22 protein-coding genes and 1 tRNA gene are annotated in these 21217 nt (G+C 68.8%); 13 read left to right on the top strand and 10 right to left on the bottom strand.

Going from position 1 to position 21217, the window contains the following annotated elements:
- Window positions 1–13: 13 nt before the first annotated feature.
- Window positions 14–1390, bottom strand: a complete 1377-nt coding sequence (locus N5095_RS17370; RefSeq protein ID WP_267624396.1) for an MATE family efflux transporter — start codon at window positions 1388–1390, stop codon at window positions 14–16.
- A 112-nt stretch (window positions 1391–1502) separates the two neighbouring features.
- Between N5095_RS17370 and N5095_RS17365 the strand changes: the two genes are divergently transcribed.
- From N5095_RS17365 to N5095_RS17355, 3 genes are all read left to right on the top strand, one after another.
- Window positions 1503–1919, top strand: a complete 417-nt coding sequence (locus N5095_RS17365) for a gamma-glutamylcyclotransferase family protein (protein WP_267624395.1) — start codon at window positions 1503–1505, stop codon at window positions 1917–1919.
- A gap of 264 nt (window positions 1920–2183) precedes the next feature.
- A complete protein-coding gene (gene ilvA, locus N5095_RS17360; RefSeq protein WP_267624394.1) occupies window positions 2184–3395 on the top strand; it encodes a threonine ammonia-lyase in 1212 nt (403 codons plus the stop codon).
- A gap of 94 nt (window positions 3396–3489) precedes the next feature.
- Window positions 3490–3939 carry a YbhB/YbcL family Raf kinase inhibitor-like protein gene (locus N5095_RS17355; RefSeq protein ID WP_267624393.1) on the top strand — a complete coding sequence of 150 codons (450 nt, stop codon included), beginning with the start codon at window positions 3490–3492 and terminating at the stop codon, window positions 3937–3939.
- A 21-nt stretch (window positions 3940–3960) separates the two neighbouring features.
- On the opposite strand, the gene N5095_RS17350 is transcribed toward N5095_RS17355, so the two are convergent.
- Window positions 3961–4830, bottom strand: a complete 870-nt coding sequence (locus N5095_RS17350; protein WP_267624392.1) for a hypothetical protein — start codon at window positions 4828–4830, stop codon at window positions 3961–3963.
- Window positions 4831–4928: 98 nt separating this feature from the next.
- On the opposite strand from N5095_RS17350, the gene N5095_RS17345 reads away from it, so the two are divergent.
- From N5095_RS17345 to N5095_RS17335, 3 genes are all read left to right on the top strand, one after another.
- Entirely contained in the window at window positions 4929–5351 is a 423-nt protein-coding gene (locus N5095_RS17345) for a Rid family detoxifying hydrolase (RefSeq protein WP_267624391.1), read from the top strand.
- Window position 5352: 1 nt separating this feature from the next.
- On the top strand, window positions 5353–5562 hold the full coding sequence (locus N5095_RS17340; RefSeq protein WP_267624390.1) for a DUF7981 family protein: 210 nt from the start codon (window positions 5353–5355) through the stop codon (window positions 5560–5562).
- A 28-nt stretch (window positions 5563–5590) separates the two neighbouring features.
- A tRNA-Ser gene (locus N5095_RS17335) sits at window positions 5591–5671 on the top strand.
- A 137-nt stretch (window positions 5672–5808) separates the two neighbouring features.
- Here the strand turns inward: N5095_RS17335 and N5095_RS17330 are convergent.
- Together N5095_RS17330 and N5095_RS17325 are read right to left on the bottom strand one after the other, a co-directional pair.
- On the bottom strand, window positions 5809–5967 hold the full coding sequence (locus N5095_RS17330) for a hypothetical protein (RefSeq protein WP_267624389.1): 159 nt from the start codon (window positions 5965–5967) through the stop codon (window positions 5809–5811).
- A 106-nt stretch (window positions 5968–6073) separates the two neighbouring features.
- Window positions 6074–6859: a hypothetical protein gene (locus tag N5095_RS17325; RefSeq protein ID WP_267624388.1), complete on the bottom strand. Its 786-nt coding sequence runs from the start codon at window positions 6857–6859 to the stop codon at window positions 6074–6076.
- Window positions 6860–7138: 279 nt separating this feature from the next.
- Here N5095_RS17325 and N5095_RS17320 point away from each other — a divergent pair, with 279 nt between their 5' ends.
- From N5095_RS17320 to thsB, 3 genes are all read left to right on the top strand, one after another.
- Window positions 7139–7312: a hypothetical protein gene (locus N5095_RS17320; RefSeq protein WP_267624387.1), complete on the top strand. Its 174-nt coding sequence runs from the start codon at window positions 7139–7141 to the stop codon at window positions 7310–7312.
- 112 nt (window positions 7313–7424) lie between these two features.
- Window positions 7425–7814 carry a DUF7383 domain-containing protein gene (locus tag N5095_RS17315; protein WP_267624386.1) on the top strand — a complete coding sequence of 130 codons (390 nt, stop codon included), beginning with the start codon at window positions 7425–7427 and terminating at the stop codon, window positions 7812–7814.
- A 227-nt stretch (window positions 7815–8041) separates the two neighbouring features.
- A complete protein-coding gene (thsB, locus tag N5095_RS17310) occupies window positions 8042–9679 on the top strand; it encodes a thermosome subunit beta (protein ID WP_267624503.1) in 1638 nt (545 codons plus the stop codon).
- A gap of 223 nt (window positions 9680–9902) precedes the next feature.
- Here thsB and N5095_RS17305 read toward each other — a convergent pair whose 3' ends face one another.
- Window positions 9903–10772: a plastocyanin/azurin family copper-binding protein gene (locus tag N5095_RS17305; protein WP_267624385.1), complete on the bottom strand. Its 870-nt coding sequence runs from the start codon at window positions 10770–10772 to the stop codon at window positions 9903–9905.
- Between the two features lie 206 nt (window positions 10773–10978).
- Here N5095_RS17305 and N5095_RS17300 point away from each other — a divergent pair, with 206 nt between their 5' ends.
- From N5095_RS17300 to leuS, 3 genes are all read left to right on the top strand, one after another.
- A complete protein-coding gene (locus N5095_RS17300; protein ID WP_267624384.1) occupies window positions 10979–11143 on the top strand; it encodes a hypothetical protein in 165 nt (54 codons plus the stop codon).
- Window positions 11144–11225: 82 nt separating this feature from the next.
- Complete coding sequence (locus N5095_RS17295; RefSeq protein ID WP_267624383.1) at window positions 11226–12218, top strand: ornithine cyclodeaminase family protein; 993 nt, start codon at window positions 11226–11228, stop codon at window positions 12216–12218.
- 688 nt (window positions 12219–12906) lie between these two features.
- The gene (gene leuS, locus N5095_RS17290; RefSeq protein WP_267624382.1) at window positions 12907–15831 is read left to right on the top strand and encodes a leucine--tRNA ligase; all 2925 of its coding nucleotides are present in this window, start codon (window positions 12907–12909) and stop codon (window positions 15829–15831) included.
- A 157-nt stretch (window positions 15832–15988) separates the two neighbouring features.
- Here the strand turns inward: leuS and N5095_RS17285 are convergent, their stop codons facing one another.
- On the bottom strand, window positions 15989–16846 hold the full coding sequence (locus N5095_RS17285) for a hypothetical protein (protein WP_267624381.1): 858 nt from the start codon (window positions 16844–16846) through the stop codon (window positions 15989–15991).
- Between the two features lie 116 nt (window positions 16847–16962).
- On the opposite strand from N5095_RS17285, the gene N5095_RS17280 reads away from it, so the two are divergent.
- Window positions 16963–17196 carry a DUF7535 family protein gene (locus N5095_RS17280; RefSeq protein WP_267624380.1) on the top strand — a complete coding sequence of 78 codons (234 nt, stop codon included), beginning with the start codon at window positions 16963–16965 and terminating at the stop codon, window positions 17194–17196.
- Window positions 17197–17223: 27 nt separating this feature from the next.
- Here the strand turns inward: N5095_RS17280 and N5095_RS17275 are convergent, their stop codons facing one another.
- From N5095_RS17275 to N5095_RS17260, 4 genes are all read right to left on the bottom strand, one after another.
- Window positions 17224–17916 (bottom strand): hypothetical protein, encoded by a 693-nt coding sequence (locus N5095_RS17275; protein WP_267624379.1) that lies wholly within the window; start codon window positions 17914–17916, stop codon window positions 17224–17226.
- A 77-nt stretch (window positions 17917–17993) separates the two neighbouring features.
- Window positions 17994–19127 (bottom strand): thiolase family protein, encoded by a 1134-nt coding sequence (locus tag N5095_RS17270; protein WP_267624378.1) that lies wholly within the window; start codon window positions 19125–19127, stop codon window positions 17994–17996.
- Between the two features lie 62 nt (window positions 19128–19189).
- Entirely contained in the window at window positions 19190–19324 is a 135-nt protein-coding gene (locus N5095_RS17265; protein ID WP_267624377.1) for a hypothetical protein, read from the bottom strand.
- Window positions 19317–21086, bottom strand: a complete 1770-nt coding sequence (locus N5095_RS17260; RefSeq protein ID WP_267624376.1) for a nitrite/sulfite reductase — start codon at window positions 21084–21086, stop codon at window positions 19317–19319. The genes N5095_RS17265 and N5095_RS17260 overlap by 8 nt, the downstream gene beginning before the upstream one ends.
- Window positions 21087–21217: the final 131 nt, after the last annotated feature.

Below are 21217 nucleotides of genomic sequence, written 5' to 3'. Positions count from 1 at the left end.
CCCGCCCCCGCGTTCACGCCTCCGCCGCCCGCCCCCGTTCGGCCATCATGTCGGCGGCCCGCCGCGCCCAGTTCCCGGCCCGAAAGCGCCAGCCGACGACGAGCGCCATCCAGACGTACGAGCCGGCGATGCCGACGTAGGCGCCGAGCGGGCCGTACCCCAGCACGACCCCGAGCAGGTACGACGCTCCGAGCAGGAAGCCGGCGAGACCGGTCACCCGTGCGACGAAGGGAACCCGCGTCTCGCTCGCGCCGGAGAGGGCACCCGACAGCGCGACGAACGTCACGAGCGCGGGCGCCGCGACGCCGTAGGTACGGGCGAACGCGACGGCGTACTCGACGGTCGCGGCGTCGTCGGTGAACAGGCGGACGAACCACTCGGCGCCGAACGCGAGCGCGAAGCCGACGCTGCCGACGGTGAGTACGCCGAGTGCGGCGACGGCCCACCCCTGGTACCGGGCGCTCCCGGGGTCCCCGTCCCCGAGTGACTGTCCGACGACGACGCTGGCGGCGACGCTGTACCCCCGGGACAGGGGGCCGGTCACCTGCTGGTACATCCGCCGCCCGATCTGGAAGCCGGCGTTGACCGCCGTCCCGAAGCCGAGCAGGAGGGCGTTGAACGGGAACTCCGCGAGCGTCGCGGCGAACCCCTCGCCGATGCGGGGGAGACTCACGACGACGAGTTGACGGGCGATGACCGGGTCCCGTGGTCGGACGAACCCGGCCTGCGTCCGGCTGGAGGCGATGGCGCCGACGAGCAGGAGGGCGGTGAGGACGTTCGCGCCGGCGGTTGCGAGACCGACCCCAAAGACGCCGAGTCGCGGGAGGCCGAAGTAGCCCAGTCCGAGACCGACGGTGAAGGTCACGTTCAGCATGTTCGCGAGGACGTTGACGTACATCGGCGTCCGAGTGTCGCCGGTCCCCTGCAGGGAGCGGGCGGCGACGAGGACGACGTGGCGAGCCGGTGCGGTCGCGAAGACGACCGCGAGGTAGAGCCCGCCGAGTTCGACGGCGCGGGAGCCGGCACCTAGCAGGGCGATGAGGTCGTCGCCGAGGAGCCAGCCGCCGAGGGCGAACGGCACCCCCAGCAGAGCGCCGAGGAGGACTGCGACGCTGATTGCCTCGTCGCGGGTGGCGTCGGCGCCGCGACCGGTGTCCTGACTGGAGAGGGCGATGGCGCCGGCGCCGAGGCCGAGCCCGATGCGCAGGGGGAAGCGGGCGTAGAGGTCGGCGAGGCCGATGGCGACGACGGCCGCCGGCGAGAACGTCGCGGTGACGATGACGTCGGTCGTCCGCATCAGGGTGCGGAAGGTCTGCTCGGCCATCACCGGCCAGGCGAGCGAGAGCACCCGCCGCCAGACGGCACGGAGGCGCGCGGGGAGGAGGGACATACGTGTGAGTACGCCAGGTCGGCCGGCACCTCAACGTGCCGGAAAGCGAACGGGACTGCCGACATCCGACCGCGCCGGAAGGGGAAAGTGCCCGCCGGCTCTGGTGTGGGGTATGGACACGTTCGTCTACGGTACGCTCACGGACCCGGAACAGGTCGCCCGCGTCGTCGACTCCTACGCCTTCGTCGGCGGCGCGGTCGTCTCCGGGCTCCACCCGGTCGAGGGACGGTACCCCACGCTCGCACCCGGCGGCGAGGTGGCGGGCCGGGTCCTCCGCACCGACGACGTGGACGCGCTCGACCGCTACGAGGGCGTCGACGCCGGGCTCTACGTCCGAGTCACCGTCCCGTGGGCCGACCCGCCGGGACCGCCGGCCGGGGCCGCCGGGGAGGGCGTCGCGGTGTACGTCGGTGACCCGGCCCGACTCGGCGTCGAGGAAGCCGTCGACTGGCCCGGCGAGGGGTCGCTCCGGGACCGAGTCGAGCATCACCTGGCCGACGCCGCGGTCTCCATCCGGCCGGTAGATTGAAGCGCGAGACGGCTGGCGGACGGACGTCAGACGCCGATTCGAAGTCGGCGCAGTCGTGCGATTTCACTTTCACCGCGCGTGCCAGATATTTATATACGATGCCGCCCTATCGAGGAATGCGCGTCACACGCGACGTGCGTTTCCCCCTTTCCCCCTTCGCACTCCGGAGCGACGGCGTTCGGCTCCCACCCGGCAGTCCGCCGACGTCCGCCGAGTCGACCCCGTGGATAAACGATTAACAACCGGCGCGGGGAAGGTCCGACCATGCTTTCGTTAGAGGACGTTCTTGCGGCCCGCGACCGGGTGGAGGAGGTCGCGCGTCGGACACCGCTCGAGTACTCACACACCTTCTCGGAGATGTCCGGCGCGGACGTTCACCTGAAGCTGGAGAACCAACAGCGAACGGGGTCGTTCAAGATTCGCGGCGCGATGAGCCGAATCGCGACGCTCTCCGACGAGGAGCAGGCCGCGGGCGTCGTCACCGCCAGCGCCGGCAACCACGCACAGGGCGTCGCGCTCGCGGCCACGCGGGCGGGCGTCGACTCGAAGATCGTCATGCCCGAGCACGCCCCCATCTCGAAGGTGAAGGCGACGAAGCGCTACGGCGGCGAGGTTGTCCTCCACGGCGCCGACTACGACGAGTCGCAGGCGAAGGCCCACGAGCTGGAGGCCGAGGAGGGTCGCACCTACGTCCACGCCTTCGACGACGAGTTCGTCATGGCTGGGCAGGGGACCATCGGCCTCGAAATCGTCGAGGAGTGTCCCGACCTCGACACCGTCGTCGTCCCCATCGGCGGCGGCGGGCTCATCTCGGGCATCTCCACCGCCGTCAAGGAGCAGCTGGACGACGTACGGGTCATCGGCGTGCAGGCGGAGGGCGCCTCCAGCGTCGCCGACTCGCTGAAGAAGGGGTCCATCCAGACGCTCGACAGCGTCGACACCATCGCCGACGGCATTGCCGTCCGGGGTATCGGCGAGAAACCTTTCGAGGTCATCAACGAGCGCGTCGACGAGGTCGTCACCGTCTCCGACGAGCAGATCGCCGTCGCGCTGATGTTCCTGCTCGAACGGACGAAGACCGTCGTCGAAGGGGCGGGCGCCGTCGCCCTCGCCGCCCTGCTCGCGGACACGTTCACCTACAAGGCGAACGAGACGGTCGTCCCGGCCCTCTGTGGCGGCAACATCGACATGAACACGCTGACGACGGTCATCATGCGCGGGCTGGTCGAGACCGGCCGCTACGTGAAACTCAAGACCGTCCTCAAGGACCGCCCGGGCGCCCTCGAAGACCTGCTGCACGTCATCGCCACCCAGCAGGCGAACATCTACGCTATCCGTCACGACCGTACCTCCCGCGAAATCGGCATGAACGCCACCGAGGTCGAACTCGACCTCGAAACCAGGGGCGAGGACCACGTCGAGGAGCTACTCGGCGCGATTCGCGAGCAGGGGTACGAGGTCGAGGTGCTGGTCTAGGCGGTCGCGGCGGGGCGGTTCCGACGACGGCCGTCGAGACGACTGTCGCCTCGCCGACCAAAACGGACCCGTCCTCGGACGACGTATCTCCTCCATGCGACTCACCAGCCCAGCGTTCGCGGACGGCGAGCCCATCCCCGACCGGTACGGCTACGACTTCGAGAACGTGAACCCGCCGCTCGCGGTCGAGGAGGTCCCGGCGGACGCCACCTCGCTGGCGCTCGTCGTGGACGACCCGGACGCGAGGGAGTCCGCCGGAAAGGTGTGGGACCACTGGGTCGTCTGGAACGTCGACCCCGCGACCGGCGACATCGAAGCGGGCGAGACGCCGGACGGCGCGGTCGTCGGACAGAACAGCTACGGCGCCGCGGCCTACGGGGGGCCGAAGCCCCCGGACCGCGAGCACACCTACCGGTTCCGGCTGTACGCGCTCGACACCGAACTCGCCTTGGACCGGGGGTCGACGAAGGCCGAACTGCAGGCGGCGATGGCCGACCACGTCGTCGCCGAGACCGAACTGACGGGGACGTTCGCGCCGCGCTGAGGGTCTCGGGGCCGGTCGAGCTCACTCCGCCCGCCGGTCGATACGGTACTCGACGGCGAGGAAGCGCCGGCCGAGGAGCCACATCTCGTGGGTCGCACGAAGTGACTCGGTCACTCCCTTCCCCGTCGGCCACACCCGGAACCGTTGTTCCATCGGCAGTGAAACCGCTCCCGCGGGCGTGAGGAGGTAGAGGCCGGGGTCGTCGTCCCTGCCGTTACCGCTCGTCGTCAGCCGGACGCCACCCGGTCGGTCGTCGTGCTCGACCCGGAGGACCGTACTTAGGTTCGTCCCCGGCAGCGGGACGGCGATGTTGACGAACCGCTCCCCGTCGCGGTCGTGGGCGCCGTAGACGGCGACGAACACCGCCTCGTCGGTGTCGGGGTCGGTTCGGGTCCAGACCCGCGCCTCCTCGCGCGGGTCGGCGGCGGGGTCGACCCCGACGAACCGGCTTCGGAGCCGGCGCCACCTACCCCCCGTCTCCGACTCCGGCAGGCCCGTCTCCCCGTGTTCACCGGGGGCCGGCAGGTTCAACTGCTCGATACGACTCGTGAGTCGCGTCGCCAGCGCGGCGCCGAGACGAAAGCCGCGCTCCCATCGGACCCGATACTGCAGGTCGTACTCGCTCGTGCGCTCGTAGAACCGCCGGACCTCGTCGTCGACGCGGCCGGGGTCGAAGTCGGGGCGGGCGAGTCGAGTGAAGTCGTCCATCTCGCCGACGGGGCGTTCGTCGGTGCCGACACCCGCACGCTCGACCCAGTCGGCGCCCACGTACCGGCCGGCGATGAGCGGGCTGAGCGGAACGTCGGCGGCGCGTCGACCGGCGCGGGCGAGGACGAAGCAGACCAAAGCGACCCCGAAGGACGCGAGGGTGACGACACGGCGACAGTCCATGCCGCCACGTCGGTCCGGCCCCTCACAACGTCGTCGGCCCGACATCGGTTCGGCGCAGGTCCCACGACTATAAGCCACCGCCGGTCGACGCCGTCGACATGAAGCGCGTCATCAGCACGGACGACGCCCCTGCGGCGGTGGGCGCGTACAGCCAGGCGACGACCGACGGCGACATCCTCTTCACGGCGGGCCAGATTCCGCTGACGCCCGACGGCGACCTGCTCGACGGCGAGGATATCGCCACACAGACTGCACAGTCGCTGGACAACGTGATGGCCATCCTCGAGGAGGCCGGCGCGAGTGCCGACGACGTGCTGAAGATGTCCGTCTTCATGGACGACATCGCCGACTTCGACGAGATGAACGAGACCTACGAGGGGTACTTCGGCGAGGAGCCGCCCGCCCGCTCGGCGGTCGAGGTCGGGGCGCTCCCGAAGGGCGTCGGCGTCGAAATCGAAGCCATCGCGAGCGTCAGAGACGGCGATGCACAGCCGTCGGAGTCGGGCGTCAGCGACGAGTAACATGACGCGGCCGCGCACGAAGTCGGGACTGCTCTGGGGGGCGGTCGGCGCGCTGGCGTTCCTCGCGCTGGCACAGGGGTACGTCCTCGTCGTCGGGCCGCTCCCGCTCGGTTTTCTCGCGCGTCTCGGCGTCGCGGCCGTCCTCGGCGTCGTCGTCGCCGGTGTGGCGTACGCTACCGAACATCGTCTCGTGCGGAAAGGAAGAACTTAAACGTCCGACCGCGGTACTTTCGACCCGAGCCGGGATGGCTGAGTGGTAAAGCGCACGCCTGGAAAGCGTGTTCCCTCTGGGATCCAGGGTTCAAATCCCTGTCCCGGCGTTTCTGTCGACCTTACACGACGAGCGACGCGTTTCATCGCGTCGCGTCGTGCCGGTGAGCGGAACGACGTTCGGTAGACCGAGACCGGACGACGTGACGAGCGAAGTGGCTCGTCACAGGGACGGTGTCCCTCGCCCTCAGGACGAGTCGGAGGGCCCCATCATCCGCCACGCGTCGGTGGGCCAGCGAGGCGTTCCCGACGGGCGTTCTCCGAAGAGGCGGTAGTGAACCGACACGTACACAACCGCGTAACAGATGGCGAGCAGACCGAGCAGCTCGAGCGGACTTCGTTCCATACTCGCCACTGGGAGCGACTGCCCGAAGTGCGTTCTGGTATTGCTCGCCAACCACACGACTGAACAGTCGCGGCCGACCGACGAGCGGTGCGTCTCGTCGCACCGCTCACGACCCGCGGCGACCGGTCCGCCGGCGCCGCCGTGGGAGTCGGGAGTCGCCCTGCTCCCGGACCGTCGGTCTGGACTGACGACGCTCCGACTCGTCCTCCTCGTCGTCGGTCGACCCGAGCAGTCCGAGTTTCCCCAGGAGCCACTTCGCCGCGCCGACCATCCCGAGTTTCTCCGCGAGTTGTTTGAGCCCCCACTCCACCCGACTCCAGAGCCACGCCAGCGCGTTGCCGACGCTGGCGAGCGAGGGCACTGCGACGGCCTGGGTGAACAGGTAGAGAACGAGGAGTCCGCCGACGACGCCCGCGACGGCGAGGCCGACGCCGACGGCTCCGAGGTCTATGAGCGCGACTCCGAGTCCGACGAGCGCCCACTTCACGCCGGCGAGAGGACCGATTCCGCGGATTCGAACGTCGCCGGCTTCGACGGCGCCGACGAGCGCACTCGGCGGTGAGGGCGCGTCCGCGACAGTCGCGACGGTCTCCCGGCCCGTCGTCACGAGGGTCGTCGCGTCGGCTCGCTCCCCGCGGTCGAGCTCGACGACCCGCAGGTCGGCGTCGGTACGGAACGAGTACGCTGCGAGTTCGTCCCCGTCGCCGTGGACGTGGAGGTTCACGCGCTCGTCCGCGAACACGAGTCCGGCGAGTGTCGGGTCCGGCGGCGCGGCGTTGTACGCCGACGCCGCGACGACGAGGTCGGCGTACACCTCGTCTGCCCACGCCGGTCGCGTATCGGTCTGGGCGGTGCCGCCCGCGCTGAGGACGACCACCGCGACGGCGACCACGAGAGCCGTCCGTCGAGCGACACTGTGCCGACCCGTCCTCGGGCTGGTCCCGTCCGTATCACCTCGGTTCCGTCCGCGTCTGACCACCCCACTTCTGTCCATCTCGGTCCTCCCTGACGACGCCCGTCGTGGACGTCCCCGTCCGTACGTTGGTCGGCAGAACGTATACGGTGTGTGCTCACACACCACACATTGGGCCGCGAAGTGCCGACGAGCGCGCGCACTGTCAGCGACGCTGCCAAACGTTCATAAGTGTGGCCACCGTTACCACGACTGGTAATGCCTGACACGAAAAACGGCCGCGAACGGAAGGGGCTCAACAAGGAAGCGCAGCTCGAGCACCACCTGGCCGAACGGGAGGTCGACACGATGGGTGCCGAAGACGACGAACCCGACCTCTACGAGGACGTGGAGGGTGAGCTCCTCGTGGAGCCGGTCGAGGGCGACGACTGAGAACCGACTGACGGACGACCGAACGACGAACCGACGACCGGGGCGGACGGTCGTTCCGACCGTCTCCGCCGGTGTCGCCGTGTTTTTCAATCCCAACCGAGTACCACGGAGCGTGCACTCCCGTGCGAACTACGTGACGGTGTACGTCGGAGCCCAGCTCGCGCCGGCCGACGGCCAACTCGACCTCGACTGGGCGACCGACGCCGGCGACGAGACCGACGCCTTCGAGTTCGAGGTGCCCGTCGCCGACCCGCAGGAGCCGCTCGTCGGCATCCAAGCGTTCGACGTCGGCGAGTACGGCCACGAGATTCTCGTCAACGGCGAGTCGCTCTCCGGGTTCGACGTGCCGCCGAACGAGGGCTGGCAGTACTGGGTCGACACCGTCACCGGGGCGTCCCTTCGAGAAGGGACGAACACCGTCAAAATCGCCCGCGACACCGACTCCGACGATGCCTTCGCGGTCGGGACGCTCACGCTCCAGTGGAAAGAGTCGGTCGAGTGAACCGACGCGACACGTATAAAGAGTTCCTCTGAGGGCCGGTTCGGGGTCGACGGTCTCGGACGGACCTTCCGAACTCGCGTCCGAGAAAGCGCTCGCAGTCGGGTGGTTTTCCCCGGACGAGGTGAATGACATCAGTTCGCACGCCGAGTACGGAAGCGAATGGCTTTTATAGAATCACAATCAATCCCGAGGTGTCTATGAGCCAGCGAATGCAGCAGGGTCAGCCGATGATCATTCTCGGAGACGATTCCCAGCGCGTCAAGGACCGTGACGCGCAGGAGTACAACATTCGCGCCGCCCGTGCGGTCGCCGAGGCGGTACGCTCGACACTCGGCCCGAAGGGGATGGACAAGATGCTTGTCGACTCGATGGGTGACGTGACCATCACCAACGACGGGGTCACCATCCTGAAAGAGATGGACATCGACAACCCGACGGCCGAGATGATCATCGAGGTCGCCGAGACCCAGGAGGACGAGGCCGGTGACGGCACCACGACGGCCGTCGCCATCGCCGGCGAGCTCTTGAAGAACGCCGAGGACCTGCTCGAGCAGGACATCCACCCGACGGCGGTCATCAAGGGGTACAACCTCGCCAGCGAGAAGGCTCGCGAGGAGGTCGACAACATCGCGGAGCGCGTCGACCCCGACGACGAGGAGCTCATCAGAAAGGTCGCCGAGACCTCCATGACGGGCAAGAGCGCGGACCTCAACAAGGAGGTTCTCGCCGACCTCATCGTCCGCGCGGTCCAGCAGGTCACCGTCGAGGCCGAGGACGGCTCCCACGTCGTCGACCTCGAGAACGTCAAAATCGAGACCCAGACCGGCCGCTCCGCCGGCGAGTCCGAACTGCTCACCGGCGCCGTCGTCGACAAGGACCCGGTCCACGACGACATGCCCTCGAGCGTCGAGGACGGGAAGGTTCTCCTGCTGAACGAGGCCGTCGAAATCGAGGAGTCCAGCGTCGACACGCAGGTTAGCATCGACAGCCCGGACCAGCTCCAGCAGTTCCTCGACCAGGAGGAGGCCCAGCTGAAGAAGAAGGTCGAGCAGATCGAGGAGTCGGGTGCCGACGTCGTCTTCTGTCAGAAGGGCATCGACGACATGGCCCAGCACTACCTCGCGAAGAAGGGCATCCTCGCGGTGCGCCGCGTGAAGAAGTCCGACATGAAGTTCCTCAAGAACGTCGTCGGCGGCTCCATCGTCACGGACCTCGACAGCGTCACGGACTCGGACCTCGGCTTCGGCTCCGTGAGCCGCGACGACGAGGACGAGCTGTTCTACGTCGAGGGTGAGGACGCCCACGGCGTCACGATGCTCCTCCGTGGTTCGACCGACCACGTCGTCGACGAGCTCGAGCGCGGTGTCCAGGACGCCCTGGACGTCGTCGCGACCACCGTCTCCGACGGTCGCGTCGTCGCCGGCGGCGGTGCCATCGAGGTCGAACTCGCCTCCCGACTCCGGGACTACGCCGACTCCGTCTCCGGTCGCGAGCAGCTCGCGGTCGAGGCGTTCGCCGACGCGCTCGAACTCGTCCCGCGCGTCCTCGCCGAGAACGCCGGGCTCGACTCCATCGACACGCTCGTCGACCTCCGTGCGGCCCACGAGGACGGCGACTCCCGTGCCGGTCTGAACGTCTTCAGCGGCGACGTCGTCGACACGTTCGACGCGGGCGTCGTCGAGCCGGCCCACTCGAAGGAGCAGGCGCTCTCCAGCGCCACCGAGGCCGCGAACCTCGTCCTCAAAATCGACGACATCATCGCCGCGGGCGACCTGAGCACCGCCGGCGACGACGACGAGGGCGGCGCCCCCGGCGGCGGCATGGGTGGCATGGGCGGCATGGGCGGTATGGGCGGCGCGATGTAAGCGAGGTTCGGAACGAACCTCGAATGTCGAGCGGGCGAAGCCCGCGAGACGTGAAGTCCGAATAGGACACACTCACATCCCGTTTCGACCGACCGCCGCACCGCTCTTCGACCGAACTCTGTCACTTTTTCGACCGCGTAGCCGCGGCATTCGGCACGAGGAACGGACGAACGCCCCGTCGCCGTCGAGCGGGCCAAAAAACTGCGTCCGGGTCGCGGCCGGCCTACTCCTCGCCGCAGGGCGGGAACCCCTCGACGCGGAGGAACAGCCGCTTGTTCTCGGGGTCGATTTTCGTCCACGGCTGGGCGCCCTTCTCGACGATACACTCCGGTGTCAGCGAGTCGTCGCGGAGGACGGTGTAGCCGGTGAACGCGGGGAGGCGGAGTTCGGGTTCGCCGCCACCGCCCTCGCCGTTCTCGCCGTTCTCACCGTCGCCACCCTCGCCGTCCGCTCCACCTTCGCCCTCGCCGCCCTCGCTCGGCGGGGCCGCACACAGGTCCGGAATCGGCTGGAACCCCTTCGCCGACCCGCAGACGATGCGGCCGACGTGGCCGAATATCTCGTGGGGCGCACAGTGGTAGTCGTACACGCCCTCCTGCTGGAAGGTGTAGAGCCAGTAGCCGCCCTGTGGCATCAGGGGTGAGGAGTACGGCGGGACGCCGTCCGGGACGCGCTGCTGGTAGCCGAACCCGGGGTGGTACGCTGTGACGGAGTGGTGGCCGGTGACGAAGTTCCACTTCACCGTGTCGCCGGGTTCGACGAACAGGCCGACCGGGTCGAAGAAGAACTCGGGAATCGGGGCGCCTTCGCGCGGCTGGATGAGCACCCGAATCTCGTGGTCGGGCTCGACGGGCGGTTCGACGTCGCCCGAGGCGGCCGCGAAGCCGAACTGCGGGTCGATTTCGGCGTCGGCGGTGTCGTCGTCCGCGGAGAACAGTCGGCCGCCGCCCCCGACGCCCGCGCTCGCGACGCCGCTGGTGGCGGCGACGGCCGTGCCGGCACCGAGGGCTCGGAGGACGTTCCGTCGGGCGCTGTCGATTCGGGAGCGGTCGGTGTCGTCGTCGTCGGTTTCGGTTGCTGGGGTGTCACGCATGCGGTGGGGTCACCGACCGTCGGGTCCGCTGGGAGGACCATACTTACTGGCACGATAACTGTTGACACGTCTGCCCCAACGGAGGATTTCGGGACAGGGGGGTTCCATTGTCCTCCTCGGCTGACCTCCACGGGCCCGCCCGACACCGATACTGCTGACTGTCACCAATAGACACACTTTTGGGCGGTCCGCCCGTCTCGCTCGGCGTGATAGACCTCTACTGCGACGACTGCGGGGACGCCGCTCGGACGGAGACGAAGGCGGCGGCCTCGTCGGCGGGGTGGACCGAGGTGGACGAGATGGGAGTCTCCGGTCCGTGGGGGACCGAGGCGACGGGGGTCTGTCCGGACTGCTCGGCGGCCGGCGGGTAGCCCACCGGGGCCCGGCCCCGACGCCAAGCGCGTCGGGGACGCTTCGGCATGAACTAAATACCGGCCGGCAATATTCGCGAGCATGCAGACGCTGCTGCTCAACGGCGACGACGTCCACGAGAACGCCCCAATGGGCGAACTGGTGGGAGCCATCGAGGACGCCTTCGCCGCCTACCAGCGCGGGGACGCCCAGATGCCGCCGAAGTCCTACATCGACCTGCCCCAGTACAACGGGGACTTCCGGTCGATGCCGGCCTATCTCGAAGCGGAGGACTGGGACGCCGCCGGCATCAAGTGGGTGAACGTCCACCCCGACAACAACGACAAGTTCGACCTCCCCACGGTGATGGGGACGATGATATACTCCGACCCCGAGACGGCCTACCCGCTCGCCGTCCTCGACGGCACCGAACTCACGATGAAGCGCACCGGTGCCGCCGCGGCGGTCGCCACCGACCACCTCGCGGTCGAGAACGCCACCTCGCTCGGCATCGTCGGCGCCGGCGTTCAGTCCTACACCCAGTTGGAGGCCATCTCGGAGGTCCGGCCCATCGAGACGGTCGTGGTGTCGGACCTCGACGAGGAGCGCGTCGCCGCGTTCGTCGACCGCTTCGGCGACCAGTTCGACGTGCGCGCCGGCTCCATCGCGGAGGCCGCCTCGTGTGACGTGCTCTCGACGGTGACGCCCGTCGAAGACCCCATCGTCTCCCGCGAGGACCTCGGCGAGCACACCCACGTCAACGCCATGGGCGCCGACGCCGAGGGGAAGCACGAACTCGCCGACGAGGTGCTCTTGGATGCGAAGCTCGTCATCGACGACTACGACCAGACGACTCACTCGGGCGAAATCAACGTCCCGTGGCACGAGGGCGTCCTCGACGACGACGACATCTACGGGCAGATCGGCGAGATCGTCGTCGGCGAGAAGGCGGGGCGCACTTCGGAGGACGGCATCTCGGTGTTCGACTCGACCGGCCTGGCGATTCAGGACGTGGCGGCCGCGCACGTCGTCTACGAGCACGCGGACGAGAACGACAACGGCTACCCGTTCGACCTGCTCGGATTGGCTGAGTAAGGGTTTGATGTCGCTGTTTTCGCTTTCGGGTGTCTTTGGGGTGTTTCGGCATTGGGAGTTGGTGTCGTGGTGAATCTCGATTGAGGAGTTTCGGTTTCGACAGTAGGTGCAGTGATGAGTTTCGAAAGGGGCCCCACCCACCACCCCGCACCACACCCTCCCCGGCCGATTCGCTCCCTCCGGTCGCTCATCCCTCGCACGTCTCGGCCGCCCATAGAATGGCGGCCGGCGCGCGCCGACGGCCGCTCCGTCGGCCGTCGCACCCGTGCGAGGGACCGCGGCCGACCTCCGTGTCGGCCGTTCGGAGGCTGGGGAGGTGTGAGGTGCTGTGCTGTTGCGGCCCTGGCGGACTTGCAAAGGGCGAGCGCCGTCGGGGAGTCTCACGACGCAAGCACCGCAACCCGAGTGGAGCGAGGGTGAGGCGCGTGGTTCGAGAGACGCTGCGCGTCTCTCGTCATCACGAAAGGCCGGCAGGGCCGGCCTTTCGAACGACAGCGAGTGAGACGAGTCGAGGGCGCGAGGGCTTTGCTGGGCTACTCTCGGTTCGTAATGTACCGACAGTCCCCGGTCGATTCAATGCCGTAACACACACTCACAAACGACCGTTCTCCCATCTAAACCCACGCCATCGGACAGCCGCCGAGGCGTAAGCACACGGTTCTTTACCCAGGCCCGTCTCGCAGGTGACATGGACGACTACGACCCGCAGGAGCTAGAAGAGCGCTGGCGGGAGCGCTGGGCCGAGTCGGGCCGGTACGAGGCCGACCCGGGTGACGCCGACGAGGACGCCACCTTCGTCACCGTCCCGTACCCGTACCCGAGCGGTGGGATGCACATCGGCCACGCCCGCACCTACACCGTACCGGACGTGTACGCTCGCTACCGCCGCCAACAGGGCGACAACGTCCTCTTTCCCATCGGCTGGCACGTCACCGGCACGCCCATCATCGGCGCCGTCGAGCGCCTCAAGAAGGGCGAAGAGAAGCAGCTGTCGGTGCTGAAAGACACCTACAACGTCCCCGAGGACACCCTCGCCGACCTGGAGACGCCGATGGGGTTCGCCCGCTACTTCATCGAGGAACACTACAAGCGCGGGATGAACTCGCTGGGCCTCTCCGTCGACTGGCGCCGCGAGTTCACCACGAACGACGAGCGCTACTCGAAGTTCATCACGTGGCAGTACGAGACGCTCAAGGAGCGAGGCCGCCTGGAGAAGGGCCTCCACCCAGTGAAGTACTGCACCGACGAGGAACAACCCGTAACCACGCACGACCTGCTGGAGGGTGAGGATGCGGAGTTCCAAGAGTACACGCTCGTGCGATTCGGGTGGGAGTCGGAGGGTGAAGCCGTCACCGTCCCGATGGCGACCCTGCGCCCCGAGACCGTCTACGGCGTGACGAACGCGTACATCGACCCCGAAGCCGACTACGTCGTCGCCGACGTCGACGGAGAGCGGTGGTTCGTTTCCGCGCAGGCCGCCGAGAAGCTGCGTCTGCAGGCCCACGACGTGGAGGTCCTCTCCGAGCACGAGGGCACCGACCTGGTCGGCCAGCGCGTCGAGAACCCCGTCACGGGCGACGACGTGCTCGTCCTGCCGGCCGGCTTCGTCGACGCCGACAACGCGACGGGGGTCGTGATGTCCGTCCCGGCGCACTCGCCCGACGACTACGTCGCACTGCGGGAGGCGAAGGCGGACACCGAGCGGCTGGAAGAGTACGGAATCGACCCGGCCGAAGTCGCCGAAATCGAACCCATCCCCATCCTCTCCATCGAGGACGACGACGAGAACTGGGGGGAGGTTCCGGCCCGACACGCCGTCGAGTCCCGCGGCATCGAGTCCTCCTCGGACCCGGCGCTCGCGGAGGCCACGAAGGACCTGTACAACAAGGAGTTCCACGCCGGCCATCTCGCCGACGTGTACGGCGAGTTCGCGGGCGAACTGGTGAAGGACGCTCGCGACGAGTTCAAGGCGGCCAATATGGACACGGGCGCCTTCGACGCCATGCAGGAGTTCAGCGAGGAGGTCGTCTGCCGCTGTGGCGGGGACGTGGTCGTCGCCGAACAGGACACCTGGTTCCTCGACTACAAGGCCGACGACTGGAAGGCGGCGACCCACGAGCTGGTCGACGGGCTGGACGCCATCCCCGAGAGCACGCGCGACGAGTACCACCACACCGTCGACTGGCTGAACGAGTGGCCCTGCATCCGCAACTACGGGCTGGGCACGCGCCTCCCGTGGGACCGGGACTTCGTCATCGAGCCGCTGTCGGACTCGACCATCTACATGGCGTACTACACGGTCGCCCACCGCCTGCAGGAGATTCCGGTCGAGGACTTAGACCGCGAGTTCTTCGACGCGCTGTTCTACGGCGCCGACGCCGTCTCCGACCCCGACGAGCGCGCGCTCGACCTGCGCGCGGAGTGGGACCACTGGTACCCGGTGGACTACCGGTTCTCCGCGAACGACCTCATCACGAACCACCTGACGTTCTATCAGTTCCACCACGCCGAACTGTTCGACGAGGCACAGTGGCCCCAGGGCATCGTCATCATGGGGATGGGCCTGCTGGAGGGCGAGAAGATGTCCTCCTCGAAGGGGCACGTCGTCCTGCCGGGCGAGGCCATCGACCGCTACGGCGCCGACACCGCCCGGTTCTTCCTGCTCAACTCCGCCGAGCCGTGGCAGGACTTCGACTGGCGCGCCGACCAAGTCGGCAGCGTCCGCGACCAGCTGGACCGGTTCTGGAACCGGGCGAGCGAGGTCGTCGACGCCGCCGACGAGCAGGAGTCGGTACTGGACGGCGACGGCGACAGCGACGCCGGCGACCCACCCGAGAAGCTACAGCAGGTCGACCGCTGGCTCCTGTCGAAGCTCCAGGGGACCGTCCGCGAGGCGACCGACGCGCTCGACCGCGCCGAGACGCGCACCGCGAGCCAAGCCGCCTTCTACGGCTTCGAGGAGGAACTACGCTGGTACCGCCGGCGCGCCGACCTCGACCGTCCGGCGGCGCAGTGGACGCTCCGGTACGTCCTGGAGACGCGCCTGCGTCTGCTCGCTCCGTTCGTCCCGTTCATGACGAACGAACTCCACGAGACGCTGACCGGGACGCCCGCCGAGGATGCGCCGTGGCCCGAACCGGACGAGTCCTACGAGTCGGTCGCCGTCGAGGTCGCGGAGCGCGGCGTCGAGCGCCTCACCGAGGACGTGCGCGACATCGTCGACGTGACCGACACCGACCCCGAGACCCTACGAGTGTACGTCGCCGCCGACTGGAAGCGCGAGGTGTTCGATACCGTGGCCGACGCCGGCCCCGGCGCCAACGTCGGACAGGTGATGGGCGAAGTCATGCAGAACCCCGACCTGCGCGAGCGCGGCAACGACGTGAACGACCTCGTCGGGGAGCTGGTCGAGGACCTGCGCGGACTCGACGAGGAGACCGTCGAGGCGATGCGCGAGGCCGACGAGGCGGCCATCTACGAGGACGCCGCCCCGTTCCTCGGCCGCGAGTTCGACGCCGAAGTCGAGGTGTACGTCGAGGGCGAGGACGCCCACGACCCGGCCGACCGGGCCAAGCAGGCCGTTCCGTTCCGCCCGGCGGTCCACCTGGAGTAACGTCGCCCGCGAAGCGTCGGACTGCCGAGCGCCACGCGGTCGTCGTCCCGTTCGTCTCCGTCCCTCCGTTCGTCCTCGACTCTCTGCTCGTTCCCGACTCTCTACTCGCCCTTCACTCCCTGCTCGGTCTCAGCTCTGTGTCCGTCTTCCACTCGTCTCAGTCGCGTCGCGGGAGGTGGCACCCGAGCGCGGTGCCCACGGCGTCCACGTCTTCGACGTCCGTCCGGTCACAGCGGTGGGCGGGTCGCCACGGTTCGGCCGTCCGAACGACGAGCGCCTCGTCCGTGAGCGTGTAGCTCTCGAACGCCGACCACGGCCGGAGCGTTCGCTGGAGCGGCTGCTCGACGGCGAGCCCGGCTCCCGTCGCGCGGAACGTCCGCGCGTTCGTCATCCCCGCGAACGGCGTCGACAGGAGCAGGAAGACGTAGAGCGAGCCAGCCCACTCCCAGCCGAGTACGAACCGTGCCGCCAGACCGAGAATCGCTGCCAACCCGCCCACTACTGCAGTCACCTTCCCGACGCGTCGCCAGCGTGGCGGCCAGCGCGCCTCCCACCGGGCGAGGTCGTCGACGCCGTCCAGGACGGCGTCCGCGTGCCGAGTTCGGCTCATCGCGACCAGCGCGACGCCGAGCAGCGACGCCGCCGCTCCGGCGAAGAGCCCGAGGAGCGCGACAGCCGTCGGCACGTCGACGCCGGCCGCGGCCAGCGCGACGAACGCCCCGACCTGCCAGGGGAGGGGAACGACCGCGAGCAGCCAGGTCGCGTCCCGCCGGCCGAGGGCGACTGCGAGTCCGGGGACGCGCGAGACGTACCAACCCGCTCCGGTCGTGACGCACGTCGCCGCGAGGAGGAGCGCGACGTAGCGGGCCGCGCCCCCGGCGACGACGGTCGATACCGCGCCCACGGCGGTCGGCGCGAGGAGCGCGGCGACGTACAGGCCGGCGACGAGCGCGTACGGGGCGTCGGGGCGTTCTGCTCCGCCCCGGAGGGACCCGGCGTCCGAGTGCGTCGCCATACCGAACCCTCGTCCGGCGAGGCGAAAGGCGTGTCGGGGTGGTGACGGGACACACGGACCGACGGCGGCCCTGTCGGCCTGATGACTTTATTTCCCACCCGGCCGTAGTCGCTCACATGAGCACCGACTCCTCGGAATCGCAGGACCCCGGCCTCCTGACGAGGGCGTATCGTACCGTGACCCCCGGCTACCGGAGCCGGCCGGATACGGAGATGCACGCCGTCGGGCTGGCGTACGTGGCTATCCTCCTGATACTGCTCGTCCCGCTGCTCCCGTTCGTCCTCATCATCTGGGCGGTGACGAAGCTGCTGAGCTACCTCGCGTCCCTGCCGGGTAGCGAGGAGGAGTAGACGCCCTCCGGCGGGGCGTGGTCGGCCTCAGTCGTCCCCGTCCTGCCCTCGCATCCCGAGCGCCGCCGCCCCGGCCGCGGCGAGGCCACCGACAGCCGTCACCGGGCCGAAGCCGGGGATGGGGTTGTTCGTCTCGTCCTCGCCGGGCTCGTTCTGGTCGTCGACGACGCCGTCGATTCGGCTCGCACCGATGGACTCGAGCTCGAGCTGTACGAGGCTGTTGCCCGAGCCGCAGCTCTGCGTGCTGTTGACGACGAACAGCCGACCGGACGTTATCTCCGTGGTGTCGGCGTTCGCGTAGAGGATTGCCTGGTTCGAACGGCTCGCGCCGTCGATACGCGTGATGAGGTGGACGAGGAACGTCGCGACCGGCTGGTCGCCGTCGACGAAGCCACACCCGGAGGCGTTCGGTTCGTCCGAGGTGTCCGTCGGCGACTCCACCTGCAGGAACAGTCCCTCGTAGGTGTCCCGCCCGAACGTCGTCGTCGTCTCGGGGATGGCCCCCTGAGCGAGGACCGTGTCCGTCCCCTCGTCGCCGGCCTGGTCGCCCGACTCGTTGCCTCCGCTGTCGTTCTCCTGTGCGCCCGCGAGGCCGGCTCCGGCGCCGCCGAAGAGGCCGCCGGCGGCGACGGCCCCCGCGCTCGCCCGGAGGAGGTCGCGCCGGGAGCTGTCCACGTCACCGGTCGCACCGCTCGTGGTGGTCGTTGGCTCGTCAGTCATCGGTTCTCACGCAGAACGTGGTCCGGACGAGACAAATACGACGTGGCCGTTCGACGAAGCCGACGTGCGAGGGCGGCCTACCGCGAGAACTCGATGGCCGCGCCCTGCCCGAAGCCGACACAGAGCGTCGCGAGGCCGCGCTCGGCGTCGCGCTCTATCATCTCGTGGACGAGCGTGACCGGCAGGCGTGCGCCGCTCGCACCCAGCGGGTGGCCGATGGCGATGGCGCCGCCGTTGACGTTGAACTTCTCGTCGTCGATGCCGAGTTCGCGCTGGGAGTACAGCGCCTGCGAGGCGAACGCCTCGTTCAGCTCGACGAGGTCGTAGTCGTCGATGTCGCGGCCGGCGCGTTCGAGCAGGCCGCGCGTCGCGGGCACCGGGCCGATGCCCATCACGGTGGGGTCGACGCCGGCGACGTTGTTCGTGCCGACCTCGGCCATCACGTCGAGGTCGTGCTCCTCGGCGAACTCGCGGCTCGTGACGAGCAGGGCCGCGGCGCCGTCCGAAATCTGGGAGGCGTTGCCGGGCGTGACGGTGCCGTCTCCTTTGAACACGGTCGGGAGCCCGGAGAGCGCCTCCATCGAGGTGTCACGGCGGATGCCTTCGTCCTCCTCCACCAGCCCCTCGCCGTTGTCGACGGGGACGATCTGGTCGGCGAAGCGACCCTCGTCCGTGGCGGCGGCGGCGCGCTGCTGGCTGCGCAGGGCGTACTCGTCCTGTGCTTCCCGGGAGACGTCGTAGCGCTCTGCGACCTCCTCGGCGGTCATCCCCATCTGGAGCTGGCCGACGTTGTACTCGTCGGCGAGACGCGGGTGGAGGTAGGAGTAGGAGTCGTCCTGCATCGAGACGATGGACATGTTCTCGACCCCGCCGGCGATGATGCAGTCGCGGTTGCCCGCGGCGATGGCGTCGCTCGCGCTGATGACGGCCTGCATCGAGGAGGCACACCAGCGGTTGATGGTCGTCGCCGGCACCGACTCCCCGAGGTCCGACAGCAGCGCGATGACGCGCGCCATGTTGTTGTCCTGCTCGCGGCGCTGCTGAGCACAGCCCCACATGAGGTCGTCGACGTCCTCGTCCCCGAGACCGGTCTCGGCGAGAATCTCGTTGATGAGCGCGATGGAGAGGTCCTCGCTCCGCACGTCGGCGAAGACGCCGCCCTCTTTGCCCTGTGGCGTCCGGTAGGCCTTCGCGATGACTGGTGTGGACATACCACCTCTTCGGAGGTCCATCCTGATAAACCCGGGAGAACCCCCCGCCCGTGGCCCGGCGTTTACTCGGGGTCCCGGCCGGGGCGCGGCTCGAACAGCTCGGGCGCGACGTCCGCGGAGACGTGCTCGCGGTCGTCGACACCGTGACGCGCTGACGGCCCGCGCGCTTCGGCGCCGACCTCGCTCCCCTCAGTCATCGGCCGACAGCGGCGTCCCGTCGGCGGCCGTCGGCGCCGGGCTCTCCCCCTCCGCGAACGGGTACCAGGACTGTTTCGCGTCGTGGAGCCACGGGTCCTCGTAGCTCGTCTCCTCGGGTTCACAGAGGTCGACGACCGCCTCGGTCCCGGTCTCCGCGACCCACTCGCGGAACGGCTGGCCCGGTTCGCGATGGGCCGCGAACGCCTCCACGAGGTTCCTCACCGCGCCGGGTACCTCGTCGGCGGGGACGCGTTGACGGACCCACTCGACGAAACTCGGCTCCTCGCCGATTCCGCCGCCGACGCCGACGTCCATCGCCTCGCACATCTCCCCGTCCTTTCGGGCGCGCATCCCGAGCAGGCCGATGTCGGCGGTGTTGGCCTGCCCGCAGTCGGCGGTGCAGCCGGAGTAGTGGAGTTTCAACTGTTCGACGTCCTCCGGCAGGTCGACGTTGTCGCGGAACCAGCGCAGCATCCGGGCGGTCCGGGCCTTCGTCTCCGTCAGCGCGAGCGAGCAGAACTCCGTCCCCGTGCAGGCGACCGCGCCGCGGGCGAACGGGTTCGGCTCGGGGGTGTGTTTCGACAGCAGCGGCTCGTCGAGCAGGGCGTCGAGGTCGTCCCCGGAAACGTCCATCAGAAGCGGGTTCTGCCGGCGGGTCAGACGTACCTCGCCGGAGCCGTACTCGTCGGCGAGGTCGGCCAGTTCGAGGGCGTCGTCGGCGGAGAGCCGTCCCACCGCGACCGAGAGACCGACGTAGTACCGACCGTCGGCCTGCTCGTGGACCCCGACGTGGTCTGCCTTCCCCGCCGCGGGCGGTTTCCCGGCGTTGTACGTGTACTCGTCGCGGACGTCCTCGCCGGCCGTTCGGAGGTCGACGTCGACGTACTCCTCCTGCAGGGTCTCGCGTATCCTCTCCGTCCCCCAGTCGTCGACGAAGAAGCGCGCCCGGTTCTTCGAGCGCACGTCGCGGTCGCCGTAGTCGTGGTACAGTTCGACGAAGCCGTGGACGACTTCGTAGGCCTCCTCGGGCGTGACGAACACGTCGAGTGACCGGGCTTTTCGGGGCTTGCGTCCCCCGAGGCCGCCACCGACGCGGACGTTGAAACCGAGGGTCTTCTCACCCGCGACTTCCTTCCGCGCCGGCTCGATGCCCACGTCGTTGATGCTGTCCTGTGCACACCCCTCGCGACAGCCCGTCACGGAGATGTTGAACTTCCGGGGCATGTTCGCGAGGTCGTCGTCGGCCCGGAGTTCGGTCTGAAAACGCTCCAGCAGGGGCCGGGCTTCGACGAGCTCGTGCTCGTCCTTCCCGGCGACGGGACAGCCCGAGATGTTGCGCATCGTGTCGCCCCCGGAGGAGCGCGTCGACACGCCCGCCGCCTCCAGTTGCTCCCAGACGGCGGGGACGTCCTCGAGCTTTATCCAGTGGAGTTGGACGGACTGGCGGGTCGTCAGGTCGAGCCACCCGTCGCCGAACTCGGGGTTCTGGACCGGGCCGGTCGCGTAGTCGCGAGCGACCTCCCCGATGGTACGCAGTTGGCCGGGTTCGAGCACGCCGCTCGCGTTCGTCAGCCGCAGCATGAAGTACGACTCCTGCCCGGTGCGCTGGTGGAACACCCCCCAGAACTTGAACCGCGTGAACCACTTCTCGCGCTCGTCCTCGGGGATGGACTCCCACCCCTTCTCGGCGAACTCGAGGAGCTTCTCGCGCACCTCGTCGCCGTAACACGCCTCCTTCCAGTCCTCCTTCTCATGCGCCATCTCGGCTCACCCCGTGTGGACGTTCGTGCGGTTTGTCCGCGTATTCTGACTGACTCATGTGCTTCTCTCGGAACGAGCCTCCAGCACGAACACTCATAACTCTAATCGTTGAAATACTCAGAAAATACTCC

It is taken from the genome of Halobium salinum, assembly GCF_026586625.1.
Lineage (GTDB): Archaea > Halobacteriota > Halobacteria > Halobacteriales > Haloferacaceae > Halobium > Halobium salinum.
This window is presented reverse-complemented; position numbering and strand designations above follow the sequence as displayed.

Bases quoted from the DNA above. Each gene is read 5' to 3' on its own strand.
- N5095_RS17355 (WP_267624393.1), top strand. From the start codon at position 3,490: ATGCGACTCACCAGCCCAGCGTTCGCGGACGGCGAGCCCATCCCCGAC.
- N5095_RS17365 (WP_267624395.1), top strand. From the start codon at position 1,503: ATGGACACGTTCGTCTACGGTACGCTCACGGACCCGGAACAGGTCGCC.
- N5095_RS17280 (WP_267624380.1), top strand. From the start codon at position 16,963: ATGAGCACCGACTCCTCGGAATCGCAGGACCCCGGCCTCCTGACGAGG.
- N5095_RS17305 (WP_267624385.1), bottom strand. From the start codon at position 10,772: ATGCGTGACACCCCAGCAACCGAAACCGACGACGACGACACCGACCGC.
- N5095_RS17340 (WP_267624390.1), top strand. From the start codon at position 5,353: ATGACGCGGCCGCGCACGAAGTCGGGACTGCTCTGGGGGGCGGTCGGC.
- N5095_RS17285 (WP_267624381.1), bottom strand. From the start codon at position 16,846: ATGGCGACGCACTCGGACGCCGGGTCCCTCCGGGGCGGAGCAGAACGC.
- N5095_RS17330 (WP_267624389.1), bottom strand. From the start codon at position 5,967: ATGGAACGAAGTCCGCTCGAGCTGCTCGGTCTGCTCGCCATCTGTTAC.
- N5095_RS17320 (WP_267624387.1), top strand. From the start codon at position 7,139: ATGCCTGACACGAAAAACGGCCGCGAACGGAAGGGGCTCAACAAGGAA.
- N5095_RS17265 (WP_267624377.1), bottom strand. From the start codon at position 19,324: ATGACTGAGGGGAGCGAGGTCGGCGCCGAAGCGCGCGGGCCGTCAGCG.
- ilvA (WP_267624394.1), top strand. From the start codon at position 2,184: ATGCTTTCGTTAGAGGACGTTCTTGCGGCCCGCGACCGGGTGGAGGAG.
- N5095_RS17260 (WP_267624376.1), bottom strand. From the start codon at position 21,086: ATGGCGCATGAGAAGGAGGACTGGAAGGAGGCGTGTTACGGCGACGAG.
- leuS (WP_267624382.1), top strand. From the start codon at position 12,907: ATGGACGACTACGACCCGCAGGAGCTAGAAGAGCGCTGGCGGGAGCGC.
- N5095_RS17270 (WP_267624378.1), bottom strand. From the start codon at position 19,127: ATGTCCACACCAGTCATCGCGAAGGCCTACCGGACGCCACAGGGCAAA.
- N5095_RS17295 (WP_267624383.1), top strand. From the start codon at position 11,226: ATGCAGACGCTGCTGCTCAACGGCGACGACGTCCACGAGAACGCCCCA.
- N5095_RS17350 (WP_267624392.1), bottom strand. From the start codon at position 4,830: ATGGACTGTCGCCGTGTCGTCACCCTCGCGTCCTTCGGGGTCGCTTTG.
- thsB (WP_267624503.1), top strand. From the start codon at position 8,042: ATGATCATTCTCGGAGACGATTCCCAGCGCGTCAAGGACCGTGACGCG.
- N5095_RS17345 (WP_267624391.1), top strand. From the start codon at position 4,929: ATGAAGCGCGTCATCAGCACGGACGACGCCCCTGCGGCGGTGGGCGCG.
- N5095_RS17370 (WP_267624396.1), bottom strand. From the start codon at position 1,390: ATGTCCCTCCTCCCCGCGCGCCTCCGTGCCGTCTGGCGGCGGGTGCTC.
- N5095_RS17275 (WP_267624379.1), bottom strand. From the start codon at position 17,916: ATGACTGACGAGCCAACGACCACCACGAGCGGTGCGACCGGTGACGTG.